This window comes from Duganella hordei, from assembly GCF_040369125.1.
GTDB classification, from domain to species: Bacteria; Pseudomonadota; Gammaproteobacteria; order Burkholderiales; family Burkholderiaceae_D; genus Rugamonas; species Rugamonas hordei.
In genome coordinates, this window is record NZ_BPWI01000012.1 from 172,774 (window position 1) to 185,583 (window position 12,810).

Sequence of the window (12,810 nt, forward strand, 5' to 3'; positions counted from 1 at the left end):
CTGCGCGTAATGTTTGGGTCATGGGCTGGTTTCTATACTGGGTTTTTAACCTCGATAAAGGACTGGACCATGAAACGCTCACTCATTGCCGCCGCCACGCTGCTGGCGGCCAATCTCGCTGTCGCCGCGCCGTCGGTACACAACGTCGTGCTGGTGCACGGCGCCTATGCCGACGGCTCCGGCTGGAACGAGGTGATCGCCCGCCTGCAGAAAGCCGGCATGCACGTCACCTCGGTGCAGAACCCATTGACCTCGCTGGCCGACGATGCCGAGGCCACGCGCCGCGTCCTGGCGCTGCAGGACGGCCCGACGATCCTGGTCGGCCACTCGTGGGCCGGCACCGTGATCAGCGAGACCGGCAACGATCCGAAAGTGGCGGCGCTGGTGTACCTGGCGGCGCGCGCGCCGGATGTCGGCGAAGACTACGGCGCTTTGGCGGCCAAATTCCCGGCGCCGCCTGCCAGTGCCGGCCTGGTCAAGTCGCCGGATGGTTTTGCGCAGCTGAGCGAGCAGGCCTTTGTGCGCGACTTTGCCGGCGACCTCGATCCGGCGCAGGCGCGCGTGCTGTACGCATCGCAGGGACGGATTTCGCAGACGCTGTTCTCCGGCCGTACCACGCAGGCCGCCTGGAAGAATAAACCCAGCTACTACGTCGTGTCGCAGAACGACCGCACCACGTCGCCGGAACTGGAACGCTTCGTCGCCAAGCGCATGGGCGCGAAGACCATCGAACTGGCGTCCAGCCATGTATCGATGATCTCGCACCCGGACGAGATTGCAAACCTCATCCTTGAAGCAGCGAAGTAATTACTGAACGCTGACCAGCACGGGAGTAGCGCTGCCCGTGCCGGCCTCGCTCACCATCAGGTGGTCGGCCTTGGCCGCCGCATCGCTGGCGGCCTGCGCGCGCACCGGTCCGATCATGGTGCCGTTGGCCATCCCCGCGTCGTTGGTGCGGAAGCTGCCGACCGGCGCCGCCTGGCTGCTGAGCGTCACGTTATACACCGTATTCGGCTTCAGCTTGTACAGGAACACTTCCATCGCATCGACCACGCCCAGGTTGCGCACCACGACAAAGCCCTTGCCTTCGCCGGCGGTCGGCTTGAGCGCGATGTTGTGCGAGTCCTGGTTCACGCGCGGCATCAGGTTGGAGCGGTCGTCGGCGGACGGCGCCACCTTCGACAAATACACCAGCGCCTGCGGCGCCTGCCCACCGGGCATGGTGGCGACGATCTTGTTGGTCGCGGGATCGATGGCCTGCACGCCGTCGCCGTTTTCCAGGCCGACGTAAATGCGGCTGCTGTCGTCGGACGTCCAGATCCCGTGCGGCAGGGCGCCGGTCGGGATAGTGGCCAGCAGCCTGGCTTCCTTGCCGGTGGTGTAGACCTTGACGACGTTCTCTCCACCTATGGTCACGTAGGCGCGCACCTCGCCGGCCACGGTGGCGAAGGCCAGGTGGTTGGAGATGAAGCCGGTGTCGATCACGCCGGTCACCTCCAGCGTCCTGGTGCTGATGCGGGTGACCTTGCCGACGTCCTTGTGCGTCATCCAGATCTCGCTGTAGTCGGGCGTGAATTGCAGGAAGGGCGAGAACGGGCTGACCACGCCGATGCGCTTGACGACAGTGTGCGTCGCCACGTCGATGACGTCGACGGTCGGCGTAAAGCTCGACACGACAAAGGCCAGCTTGCCGTCCGGGTGGAACTGCACCATGCCCGGACCGAGGTCGGTCTGGATGCGGCGCGTTTCCCTGAATGTGAGCGGATCGATGACGGAGATATAGTCCTCGCCGCGCACCACCACCCACACCTCCTTGCCGTCGGCGCTGAAGAATCCCTCGTGCGGCGAGCGGCCCACATAGGTCTTGCCCTTGACCTTGTTGGTTGCGGTATCGATGAAGGTCACCGAATTGGAGCCGTTGGAAATGGCGATCAGCGTCTTGTGATCCGGCGAGAAGCCCAGGCCGTGCACATTGATCTCGCCGCGATACAGCGGCGACAGCACGTCCGGCCGCACGTTGCCCAGCTTGATCTGGCCCAGCAGCGTGTTGCTGGCGGGGTTGAAGACGGAAATGGTATTGGTGTTCTGGTCCGCGGTGTAGACACGGTCCAGCGGCGACAGCGCGGCGGCGGCATAAGCCGACAGCAGCGTTCCTACCGCGAAAGCGATGGTTTTCATTTATTTGCCTCTTTATTGGTCTCTTGTGGTTGTCGTTGCAGCCAGGCCTGCATTACCCTGATCTCGTTCTGCTGTTCGGCGATGATGCCCAGCGCCAGGTTGCGGATCTCCGGGTCCTGGGTGTACAGCAGCACTGCTTTCGCCATGTCGACGGCGCCCTGGTGGTGCGGCATCATCATGGTGACGAAATCGTGTTCGCTGACGCCGTTCATCGGCGCCTGCTTCATGCCGGCGTCCATCACGGCCATGGCGTCGTCCATCAGCGCGTCGAAGGTTTTGGCGGTGCTGGCGACGAATGCCGGCGGCGGCTGGCCGCTGTCTGTGCTGTCGCCGTGGTGGTGATGTTCCTGGGCGCCCGCCTGCGACGCCGCCAGCGCCAGGGCGCCGGCGAAGCCTAGACGGAGCGCGCCGCGTAGTGCTCCACGTGGTGCGCGCATGGCCTTAACCGCGATACAGCGGGTTGGAGGCGACATACACCGTGACCTTGTGGTCTACACTGCCTGCCGGGGCGATTTTCGACAGGTCGAAGGCGGTTTCGTCGCGCAGCGTGTCAAAATGCCAGGTGAAGCTGGTGCCGTTGGACTGGAATTCCACGGTGTCGCCGTTGTCGACGTTGACCCAGGGCGTGCTGGCGTTGATGACGATATGGCGCTGGGCGTTGGATGGCGCCACGGCGCTGCCGTATTCGGCGGTGCCGTTGGCGGCGAAAGCGGTGGAGGCGGCCAGGGTTGCGGTCAGGGCTGCGGTCAATGAGGCGATGCGGATGGCGTTGAACATGATGATTCCTATAGTGAGTTGACTGTCGGGGAGTCGATGCATTTGCTGTATCGATGGAGCCAGTCTAGAGAGCCGCCGCTGACGGGAAGATGACGTGCAAATGACAGATTTGTAATCCAAACGGCCCGCGGAAAAGCCGACAATGCTGCATCTGGAGGTAGATCATGAAAATTCTGGTTGTTGAGGACGAGCCGAAAGCGGGCGATTACCTGGTCAAGGGCTTGCAGGAATCCGGCTACGTGGCGGACCTGGCGCGCAATGGCGTCGACGGCCTGGCGCTGGCGCTGGAGCACGACTACGAACTGATCGTGCTGGACGTGATGCTGCCGCAAATGGACGGCTGGGCGGTGCTGAGCAAGCTGCGCGAGCGCAAACAGACGCCGGTGCTGTTCCTGACCGCGCGCGACGATGTGGCCGACCGCGTCAAGGGACTGGAGCTGGGCGCCGACGATTACCTGGTCAAGCCGTTCGCTTTCGCCGAACTGCTGGCCCGCGTCAAGACGCTGATGCGCCGGGGGCCGGTGCGCGAGATGGAAATGATACGCGTGGCCGACCTGGAAATCGACGTGCTGCGCCGCCGCGTCACGCGCCAGTCCACGCGCATCGAGCTGACGGCCAAGGAGTTCGCGCTGCTGCATCTGCTGGCCAAGCGCCAGGGCGAGGTGCTGTCGCGCACGCAGATCGCCTCGATGGTGTGGGACATGAACTTCGATTCGGACACCAACGTGGTCGACGTCGCCGTGCGCCGGCTGCGCGCCAAGATCGACGACCCCTACACCACCAAGCTGATACAGACGGTGCGCGGCATGGGCTATCTGCTGGAAGCGCGGTCATGAAGCTTCGTCCGCTGTCGTTGACGCTGCGCGTCGCGCTGCTGCTGTCGGCGGTCGCCATCGTCACCTTCCTGGCGGCCGGCGCCTACCTGTATCAGACGCTGGCGCGGCAGATGTCCTACCGCGACGACGTGGAACTGATCAACAAGGTGATGCAAATCCGCCGCATCGTGGCCGAGCTGCCGTCGCCGCAGGCCATCGCGCGGGACAAGCGGCCGCTGATGGACACGCTGTTCGGCCACAACGACTTCATGCTGCGCGTGAACGGGCCGGATGGCGCACCGCTGCTGCAATCGTCCACCACTTCGCGGCCGCTGCCGAAGGTCGACAGCGTGCCGCCGCAGCGCGAGCTGACGCTGGACGACATCCACGACTGGATGCCGGCCATGGGGCGTGGCCGCATGGTCAGCGCGGTCGGGCTGGCCGGCGGCGAGCCGGTCAGGATCACGCTGGCGCGCGAGCGCTCCGACCGGCTGCAACTGCTGCGCCGCTATACCTCGGATCTGCTGGCCGCGCTGTGTGGCGGCGCCGCGCTGGCCACCTTGCTCGGCTATGCGATCGTGCGCCACAGCATGCGCCAGCTGCGCTCCGTCATCGGCAAGGCCAACGAGATCAACACCAACCGTCTCAACACCCGTTTGTCGGTGCGCGACGCGCCGGTCGAGCTGCGCGAGATGGGCGAGGCCTTCAACGCCATGCTGGACCGGCTGGAGGACGGCGTGCAGCGCCTGTCCGGCTTTGCCGCCGACCTGGCGCACGACCTGCGCACGCCGGTCAACACGCTGATGGTGGAAACCCAGGTCGCGCTGTCGCGCCCGCGCACGGTGGAGGAATACCAGTCGCTGCTGGCGTCCAATTCGGAAGAGTACGAACGGCTGGCGCGCATGATCGAGAACACGCTGTTCCTGGCGCGGGTCGACAACGCCCAGCTGGCGCTGCAGCGCGAAACGCTGGACCTGCGCACCGAGCTGCTGCGCATCCACGACTACTTCGAGATCCTGGCCGACGACGTCGGCGTCGCGCTGACGGTCGATGCGCCGGCGCTCGAGGCGCACGTCGATCCGGTGCTGCTGCAGCGCGCCGTCAGCAACCTGGTGTCGAACGCGATCCGCTACACGCCGGCGGGCGGCGCGGTGCGCCTGTCCGCGCGCAGGGCGGAGCAGGGCGTGGAGCTGGCCGTCAGCAATACCGGCGCCGGCATCGCGCCGGAACATTTGCCGCGCATCTTCGACCGCTATTACCGCGCCGACGCCGCGCGCTCCAACCAGGCCCATTCGGCGGGGCTCGGGTTGTCCATCGTCCGTGCCATCATGGAGTTGCACAATGGAAACGTCCGGGTCGAGAGTTTGCCGGGACAGACCACTACGTTCTACCTGCGGTTTGGTTCCGCGGACAAGTAAATAAAAAAATTAAAAAAACATGTCGATTTGATGCGTGCTGCTTCGTCGTAGAGGTAGAGTGACGATTCACTCGCTTCAACCCACATCAAGGAGATCACCATGACTGCAAAAGTAGATGCCATTCCAGAAGGTATGCACAGCGTCACCCCGCACCTGGTTTGCGAGGGGGCGGCCGACGCCATCGAGTTCTACAAGAAGGCCTTCAACGCCGTCGAAACGGCGCGCATACCGGGCCAGAACAACAAGTTGATGCACGCCGCCGTCAAGATCGGCGATTCCATCGTCATGCTGGCGGACGATTTTCCCGACTACGGCGGCCTCGGCCCGAAGGCGCTGAAGGGCAGCCCGGTCACGCTGCACCTGTACGTGAAGGATGCGGACGCCATCTTCGCCCAGGCGGTGGCCGCCGGCGCCACCGTCAAGATGCCGATTGCCGACATGTTCTGGGGCGACCGCTACGGCCAGGTCACCGATCCGTTCGGCCACCACTGGTCGATCGCCACCCACATCAAGGACATGACGCCCGAAGAAATGAACGAGGCGATGAAACAGCAAACCCCGCCTTGCGAATAAGGAGACCGTCATGCGTTTCATGATTATCGTAAAAGCCACCGAGGATTCCGAGGCCGGCAAGATGCCGAGCACCGAGCTGCTGACGGCGATGGGCAAGTTCAACGAGGAGCTGGTCAACGCCGGCGTGCTGCTGGCCGGCGAGGGGCTGCATCCCAGCTCCAAGGGGGCCCGCATCCGCTACGACGGCGCCAGCCGCACCGTCATCGACGGCCCGTTCTCCGAGACCAAGGAATTGATCGCGGGCTTCTGGCTGATCCAGGTGAAATCGAAGGAGGAGGCCATCGAGTGGATGAAGCGTTGTCCGAACCCGATGGAAGTGCCGTCCGAAATCGAGATCCGCCAGGTGTTCGAGATGGAGGATTTTGGCGAAGCCGCCACACCCGAGGTGATCGCGCAGGAAGAAGCCTTGCGCGCCCGCCTGTGATGCTGCTACCTTAGCCGTAACAAAAACAGGAGCATTCCATGGAATTCATGATACTGCGCCGGGCCAACCAGAACACCGAACGCGGCCAGCAGCCGCCGGCGCTGGAGCCGGGAATCTTTTTACGTCCGAGCGCCGAAGCGGTGCGGCTGGTGCGCCGCGATGGCGTATGGAGCCAGAGCCAGGGGCCGTTCTCGCCCAAGGAGCTGGTGGCCGGCTTTACGCTGATCGAGGCCGAGTCGCGCGAGGATGCGATCGAGCAGGTGCGCTGGTTTCCGCTGTTCGACAGCGGCGCAGTCTATGAAATCCGCGACCCCGGCTGCCCTGGCGGCTGCGTCGGCTTCGATGATCGCGGCACGGCGGCGGGCACGTTGCCGCGCCGCGACGAGTCGCTGACGCGCTACGTGGTGTTCATCCGTTCCGACGCCGACATGGAGGCCAACAGGGTGCCGCCGGCGGAAGTCATCGACGTGATGAACGCCTACAACGAAGCGGGCGTGCGGCAGGGCGTGCTGCTGGCGGGCGAAGGACTGCGCGGTACGTCCAATGCCGCGCGGGTCCACTTCGCCAATTCGAAGACGACGGTGGTCGACGGCCCGTTCACCGAGGTGAAGGAACTGATCGCCGGCTACTGGATGCTGCAGGCGGCGTCGATCGACGACGCCATCGCCTGGGCCAAGGCCTATCCCTATCCCAGCCCCGGCGACCTGACGCTGGAGATACGCGAAGCCTGCGAGCGTATCGCCCACCAGGAATTTACCCCGGAAATGCGCGCCGCCGAGGAACGCCTGCGCGCCGAGCTGCTGGAGACGGGCCTGCGCGAAGCCTTCAGCAAAAAATCCCGTGCCCGCCAAGGTTGACAAGGTCGTCGAGGCGGTCTGGCGGATGGAGTCCGCCAAGATCATCGCCGTGCTGGCGCGCATGCTGCGCGACGTCGGCCAGGCCGAGGAGCTGGCGCAGGACGCGCTGGTGCTGGCGCTGGAGCGCTGGCCCGAGACCGGCGTGCCCGACCAGCCGGCCGCCTGGCTGACCGCCGTGGCCAAGAACCGCGCGCTGGACGTGCTGCGCCGGCGCCAGATGCACCAGGAAAAAGAAGCGGAACTGACCTACGAACTGGAGGGCGTGCTGCAGGACGCCTCCCCCAACCTGGACGCGGCGGTGGCCGACGCGCTGGAAAACGACATCGGCGACGACCTGCTGCGCCTGGTGTTCGTGGCCTGCCACCCGGTGCTGCCGACCGAAGGCCGCGTGGCGCTGACCTTGCGCATGCTGGGCGGCTTGAGCACCGAGGAAATCGCCCGCGCCTTCCTGGTGCAGGAATCGACGGTGGCGCAGCGCATCGTGCGCGCCAAGCGCACGCTGGCCGAAGCCAAGGTGCCGTTCGAGGCGCCGCGCGCGCACGAGCTGGTCGAGCGGCTGGCGTCGGTGCTGCAGGTGATCTACCTGATTTATAACGAAGGCTATTCCGCCAGCGCCGGCGCCGACTGGATGCGGCCCACCTTGTGCGAGGAGGCGCTGCGCCTCGGCCGCGTTCTGGCGGAACTGGTGCCGGGCGAGCCGGAGGTGCACGGACTGGTGGCGCTGATGGAGATCCAGTCTTCGCGCGCCCGCGCCCGCGTGAATGCCAAGGGCGAGCCGATACTGCTGCTGGAGCAGGACCGCGCGCGCTGGGACCAGATGCTGATACGACGCGGCCTGGCCGCGCTGGAGCGCGCCGCGCACACCGGCCGTGGCTTGGGGCCGTATGGCCTGCAGGCGGCCATCGCATCCTGCCATGCGCGGGCGCGGACGGCTGCCGACACCGACTGGGGCCGCATCGCGGCGCTGTACGACGCCTTGTCGCAGCTGGCGCCGTCGCCTGTGGTGGAACTGAATCGCGCGGTGGCGCTGACCATGGCCTTCGGACCGGAGGCGGGGCTGGAGGTGGTCGATGGATTGATGGATGTGCCGGCGCTGAGGAACTATCACCTGCTGCCCAGCGTGCGGGGAGATTTCCTGGCCAAGCTGGGGCGGCACGACGAAGCCCGCATCGAATTCCAGCGCGCGGCGGAGCTGACGCAAAACGAGCGGGAACGCGCGCTGCTGCTGGCGCGCGCCGGCGCTAAATGAGCCGGGCCTGGAACCAGGCCAGCGCGTCCTCCCACAGCGGTTGCGCCTTCGCCTTGAAGTAGCCCATATGGCCTATGGCGCCAACGCCGGCGCGCGCGGGGTCGATGGTGACGGCGGTGACGCTGGCGTTGCGGTAGCCGGCCATGAAGGCGTCGCGCGAGGCGGGGCGCGCCCACAGGTCGTCCAGCGCGTTGACGGCCATCACCGGCATGCGCACGCGGTCGTAGCTGGCGCGGATGCCGTGCATGTCAGGATCGTCGAAGAAGTAGTGCGGGTAGCGGCACCAGCCTTTCCATTGACGGTAGACGTCCAGCGGCAGGTCTTCGCCCATGCCCAGTTTGCTCCACGCCAGATAGCCCTTCCAGCGCGTCAGTATCGGGCCGGCGATGTTCCACATGATCCAGACCTTGATGCGTTCCAGCGGTGGCATCCAGCCGTGCCAGCCGGCGCCGGTGGCGAACAGGTAGCAGGCGGCGATCTTGTGCTGGTTAGGCAGCAGGCCGAGCGCGTGGCCGCCGTAGGAATGGCCGATCATGAACAATGGCAGCCTGTCCTGCTTGCTGGCGTCCATGTGCTCGACGGCGGCGGCCAGGTCGAGACGGCCCCAATCCAGGTAATCCATCTTGAAGCCCTTCAGCGTGGTCGGGCGCGACAGGCCGATGCCGCGATAGTCCAGCGTCAGCACGCGGTAGCCGCGCGCCGCCGCGAACTCGGCGAAGCGGCGGTAGTAGCCCTGCGGCACGCCCGTGGCGCTGGCGACGATCAGGTGCGCGCGGATGTCGCCGGCGGCGGGGTAGAGCGTGGCGGCGATCGGGTAGCCGTCGGCGGCCTTGAGCGTGAGTTGTTGTTTGATCATTACGGTTTTCCTTGGAGTTGTGCGCGCAGCAGGGGGAACAGGGTGGCGCTGACCAGTTCCATCGGCGCCACGCTGCCCGCCACGCGGGCTTGCAGCAGGGCGCCCTCGTAGGCCGCCACGATCAGCGCGGCCAGGCCGCCGGCGCTGGCGATTTTTCCGGAGGCCTCGAAGGCCCGCGCCAGCCGATCGCGCACGGCGGCAAAGCCGTCCGACAGCGCCTGCCGGATCGCGACATCGTCGACTTCCGATTCGAGCGCCACGGTGGCCAGCGGGCAGCCGCGCTGGAAACCGCTGGCGGCCAGCAGTTGCTGCGCCTTGCTGGTCCACAGTTCCAGCGCGACCACCGGGTCGGGCGAGGCGGGCAGCAGCTTGTCGAGCAGGGCGCACAGGTCGGCCACCTGCTGCTGGATGGCGGCCACCGCCAGCTCGGTCTTGCCGCCGGGAAAATGATGATAGAGGCCGCCCTTGGGGGTGTCGGCGGCGGCCAGGATTTCGCTGATGCCGGCGCCATGCAGGCCCTTGCGCTGCAGCGCATCGCCCATGGCACGAATCAGCCGGTCTCGGGTGGGTAAAGTAGTCATGTCATGGACTGTACAGACCGGTCGGTCTGCTGGCAAGTGAAAAATCCGGGGTCAGAGCTGACATTTGGACACGGGCTCAGCCGTAGCCGGCGCTACGGCTGAGCCCGTGTCCAAATGTCAGCTCTGACCCCGGATTGTTTAGAAGGTGGCTTCGAGGATTTTTACCAGGGATTCGATGCCGTCGGCGTCGGTCTGGTCGAAGCGGTTCGGCAGCGGGCTGTCGAGGTCGAACACGCCGACGATCTCGCCGCCGGCGCCGCGCACCGGCACCACCAGCTCCGAGCGGGAGTTGACGTCGCAGGCGATGTGGCCGGGGAAGGCGTGCACGTCCGGCACGACGATGGACTTGCCTTCCACCACGGTGGTGCCGCAGACGCCGCGCCCCTTCTTGATGCGGATGCAGGCCGGCTTGCCCTGGAACGGTCCGAGCACCAGCTCGTCGCCCTTGAGGAAGTAGAAGCCGGCCCAGTTCAGGCCCGGCATGCTGTTGAACACCAGCGAGCTGAAGTTGGCGGTGTTGGCGATCAGGTCGCTCTCGCCGTGCACCAGGCCGCTCAGTTGCGAGCGCAGGTCGCCAAACATGGCGATCTTGGCTTCGGGGGTGTCGGTGCTGTAGGCGGTGTCGCTGAGGGTGAAAGTCATGGTTTTCTTCTAAGAAAAAATTCGCTAAGCCGATATGGTAGCCGTTTCGGCGCCGGCGCGCTGCCGGTCACGCCAGCGTTTCGCCGGCCAGGCGCCGCAGCAGGGCGGTGGCGGGATGGCCGTCGGCGACGATCAGGCCGAGGCCGGCCGCCAGCTCGTCCCCTTCCTTCAGCTTGCGGTAGGCGATGCCGGGGCGGCGGATGGCGGCGAAGGAGGCCGGCAGCAGCGCCATGCCCTTGCCGGCGGCCACGTCGCTGAGCAGCACGTGATGATCGTGCGGCTCCAGCAGGAAGCGGGGCGCGAAGCCGTGCTTGCGGAACACGGCGTGGCAGTGGTCGAAGAAGGCCGGCTGGCGCGCCCGTTCGAACCAGTACACCGGCTGCTCTTGCAGGTCGGCCAGCGCCAGGCTGCGGCGCCGGGCCAGCGGATGGCGGCTGGCCAGCGCGACCAGCGTCGGCTGTTTTCCCAGTTCCAGCACGGGCAGGTCGAAGGTCTTGGTCGGCAACGCGATGACGGCCGCGTCCAGCCGCCTCGCGCGCAGCCGGGCGACCAGGCGCGGCGAGGCGTCGAACAGCACGTCCAGCGCCATGGCGCCGTCGGTCGCCGCCGACAAGCTATCGGTGAAGGCGCGGAACAGGTCGGACTCCATCGACGAGGTCAGGCCCAGCCGCACTTGCTGCCGCATGCCCGGTTGGCGCGCCTGCAGCGCCAGCTCGGCGTCGTCCAGCAGCGCCAGAATGCGCAGCGCGCGCGGCAGCAGGTCGGCGGCGGCCGGCGTCAGGGCCACGTGCTGGGTATCGCGCTCGAACAGCTTGACGCCCAGCCGCTCTTCCAGCTGCCGCACCGCGCGGCTGAGCGGCGGCTGCGTCATGTGCAGCTGCTCGGCGGCCTGGCGGAAGTTCAAGCATTGCGCGACGGCGACAAAGATCTGCAGCGCGTGGGTATCGAGTTTTCTCATGATACTGAAAAGGTATCACGATTTTTGATATTCCGCCGCCGGCCGTGCGCGCCTAGACTGGCTTCATCACTCACCAACTGGAGCACATCATGAAACTACCGCGCATGGGACTGGGCTGCATGGGTATGTCGGAATTCTACGGCGCCACCGACGACGCCCAATCGCTGGCCACACTGGAGGCCGCGTACGAGGCCGGCGTTACCCTCTACGACACCGCCGACAGCTACGGTATCGGCCACAACGAAGAACTGCTGGGCCGCTTCCTGCGCGGCAAACGGCAGCAGGTGACCGTCGCCACCAAGTTCGGCCTGGTGCGCCGGGCCGGCAGCTACGAGCGCCGCGTCGACAACACGCCGGCCTACATCCGCGCCGCTTGCGAGGCATCGCTGCGGCGGCTGGGCGTCGAGCATATCGATCTATACTATATACACCGTTTCAACCTGGCCGAAACGCCGCTGGAAGAGACCATGGGCGCGCTGGCCGACCTGGCAAGGCAGGGCAAGATCGGCGCCGTCGGCGTGTGCGAAGTCTCGCCGGCCACGCTGCGCCGCGCCGCGGCCATCCATCCCATCGCCGCCGTGCAGAGCGAGTACTCGCTGTGGACGCGCGATCCGGAGGACGGCGTGCTGCAGGCCTGCCGCGACGTCGGCGCCGTGTTCTGCGCCTACAGCCCGCTGGGCAGGGGCTTCCTCACGGGCACGGTCGCACCGCTAGAGGACGGCGACTTCCGCAAGCTCAGCCCGCGCTTTGCCGAAGCCAACCTGCAGGCCAACCAGCGCATCGCCGGCATCGTGCGCGACATCGCCGCCGGGAAGGGCTGCACGCCCGCGCAACTGGCGCTGGCCTGGCTGCTGGCGCAGGGCGAGGACATCATTCCCATCCCCGGCACCAAGCGCATCCCTTACCTGCTGGAGAACCTGGGCGCCTTGCAGATACAGCTGAGCGCCGCCGAACTGGCCCGCATCGACGCCGCGCTGCCGCCGGGGATGGCCGCGGGCGAGCGCTATCCGCAGGAAGGCATGAAGGGTTTGAATGCCTGAAAGCGGCCGAGGCCGCTATTCCTAACGACTCCTAGTCGTTTTCCGAGGCACTCCTACGATATTTGTAGGCACCCTCCGATGGCGCGTCAGCGCGACCCGCGATACTCTGGTTGGCAGTGCGCCGTGCTTCCAGACCGGCGCGTTTGTTGACCAAAGAAAACGGATTAGCTATGCCGACCAGAAAAAAGAACGTAGTCCTGCTGCGTCAGGGGAAGCACAGGTTATCGTCAAGTGCGGACAGAACCGTGCCGGGCGGACCGCCGAGGCTGTCACCGGAAATCGAGGCCATGCTGATGATTGGTGACGAGCATGTTTTAATCAACCAGGAAATGGATGAGAATATCGGCTTCATGACGGAATTTATCGAGCCTGTGTGATCTTGGTGCGGTGACGGACAGATAAGACATTCCGCGAACACTACAATCGGGCATCGAATTTCGAA

General features: G+C 65.9%; 16 protein-coding genes. 9 read left to right on the plus strand and 7 right to left on the minus strand.

Annotated features, from left to right (window positions below; translation table 11 throughout):
* Positions 1-69: 69 nt before the first annotated feature.
* A complete protein-coding gene (locus ABWW33_RS24210; protein ID WP_353404068.1) occupies positions 70-807 on the plus strand; it encodes an alpha/beta fold hydrolase in 738 nt (245 codons plus the stop codon).
* Here ABWW33_RS24210 and ABWW33_RS24215 read toward each other — a convergent pair whose 3' ends face one another.
* From ABWW33_RS24215 to ABWW33_RS24225, 3 genes are read right to left on the minus strand one after another with little or no spacing between them, the layout of a single operon-like run.
* Entirely contained in the window at positions 808-2,178 is a 1,371-nt protein-coding gene (locus ABWW33_RS24215) for a YncE family protein (protein WP_353404069.1), read from the minus strand.
* The gene (locus ABWW33_RS24220) at positions 2,175-2,615 is read right to left on the minus strand and encodes a DUF305 domain-containing protein (RefSeq protein WP_353404070.1); all 441 of its coding nucleotides are present in this window, start codon (positions 2,613-2,615) and stop codon (positions 2,175-2,177) included. Before ABWW33_RS24220 ends, ABWW33_RS24215 begins: the two co-directional genes overlap by 4 nt.
* Positions 2,616-2,619: 4 nt before the next feature.
* A complete protein-coding gene (locus tag ABWW33_RS24225) occupies positions 2,620-2,955 on the minus strand; it encodes a CzcE family metal-binding protein (protein WP_353404071.1) in 336 nt (111 codons plus the stop codon).
* Positions 2,956-3,119: 164 nt separating this feature from the next.
* Between ABWW33_RS24225 and ABWW33_RS24230 the strand changes: the two genes are divergently transcribed.
* From ABWW33_RS24230 to ABWW33_RS24255, 6 genes are all read left to right on the plus strand, one after another.
* A complete protein-coding gene (locus ABWW33_RS24230) occupies positions 3,120-3,791 on the plus strand; it encodes a heavy metal response regulator transcription factor (protein ID WP_176654413.1) in 672 nt (223 codons plus the stop codon).
* On the plus strand, positions 3,788-5,188 hold the full coding sequence (locus ABWW33_RS24235) for a heavy metal sensor histidine kinase (RefSeq protein ID WP_353404072.1): 1,401 nt from the start codon (positions 3,788-3,790) through the stop codon (positions 5,186-5,188). Before ABWW33_RS24230 ends, ABWW33_RS24235 begins: the two co-directional genes overlap by 4 nt.
* A 99-nt stretch (positions 5,189-5,287) precedes the next feature.
* Positions 5,288-5,761, plus strand: a complete 474-nt coding sequence (locus ABWW33_RS24240) for a VOC family protein (protein WP_353404073.1) — start codon at positions 5,288-5,290, stop codon at positions 5,759-5,761.
* A gap of 10 nt (positions 5,762-5,771) precedes the next feature.
* Complete coding sequence (locus ABWW33_RS24245) at positions 5,772-6,185, plus strand: YciI family protein (RefSeq protein WP_176654416.1); 414 nt, start codon at positions 5,772-5,774, stop codon at positions 6,183-6,185.
* 38 nt (positions 6,186-6,223) lie between these two features.
* A complete protein-coding gene (locus ABWW33_RS24250; protein WP_353404074.1) occupies positions 6,224-7,042 on the plus strand; it encodes a YciI family protein in 819 nt (272 codons plus the stop codon).
* A gap of 25 nt (positions 7,043-7,067) precedes the next feature.
* Complete coding sequence (locus tag ABWW33_RS24255; protein WP_353404097.1) at positions 7,068-8,291, plus strand: RNA polymerase sigma factor; 1,224 nt, start codon at positions 7,068-7,070, stop codon at positions 8,289-8,291.
* Here ABWW33_RS24255 and ABWW33_RS24260 read toward each other — a convergent pair.
* From ABWW33_RS24260 to ABWW33_RS24275, 4 genes are all read right to left on the minus strand, one after another.
* Positions 8,284-9,147 carry an alpha/beta hydrolase family protein gene (locus ABWW33_RS24260; RefSeq protein ID WP_353404075.1) on the minus strand — a complete coding sequence of 288 codons (864 nt, stop codon included), beginning with the start codon at positions 9,145-9,147 and terminating at the stop codon, positions 8,284-8,286. The two genes, ABWW33_RS24255 and ABWW33_RS24260, sit on opposite strands and share 8 nt — an antisense overlap.
* The gene (locus ABWW33_RS24265) at positions 9,147-9,728 is read right to left on the minus strand and encodes a TetR/AcrR family transcriptional regulator (protein ID WP_353404076.1); all 582 of its coding nucleotides are present in this window, start codon (positions 9,726-9,728) and stop codon (positions 9,147-9,149) included. Before ABWW33_RS24265 ends, ABWW33_RS24260 begins: the two co-directional genes overlap by 1 nt.
* 138 nt (positions 9,729-9,866) lie before the next feature.
* On the minus strand, positions 9,867-10,370 hold the full coding sequence (msrC, locus tag ABWW33_RS24270) for a free L-methionine (R)-S-oxide reductase MsrC (protein WP_176654419.1): 504 nt from the start codon (positions 10,368-10,370) through the stop codon (positions 9,867-9,869).
* 67 nt (positions 10,371-10,437) lie between these two features.
* Positions 10,438-11,328 (minus strand): LysR family transcriptional regulator, encoded by an 891-nt coding sequence (locus ABWW33_RS24275; RefSeq protein WP_353404077.1) that lies wholly within the window; start codon positions 11,326-11,328, stop codon positions 10,438-10,440.
* A gap of 89 nt (positions 11,329-11,417) precedes the next feature.
* Between ABWW33_RS24275 and ABWW33_RS24280 the strand changes: the two genes are divergently transcribed.
* Together ABWW33_RS24280 and ABWW33_RS24285 are read left to right on the plus strand one after the other, a co-directional pair.
* A complete protein-coding gene (locus tag ABWW33_RS24280) occupies positions 11,418-12,368 on the plus strand; it encodes an aldo/keto reductase (RefSeq protein WP_353404078.1) in 951 nt (316 codons plus the stop codon).
* Positions 12,369-12,514: 146 nt separating this feature from the next.
* Positions 12,515-12,745 (plus strand): hypothetical protein, encoded by a 231-nt coding sequence (locus tag ABWW33_RS24285; protein ID WP_353404079.1) that lies wholly within the window; start codon positions 12,515-12,517, stop codon positions 12,743-12,745.
* The last annotated feature ends 65 nt before the right edge of the window (positions 12,746-12,810 follow it).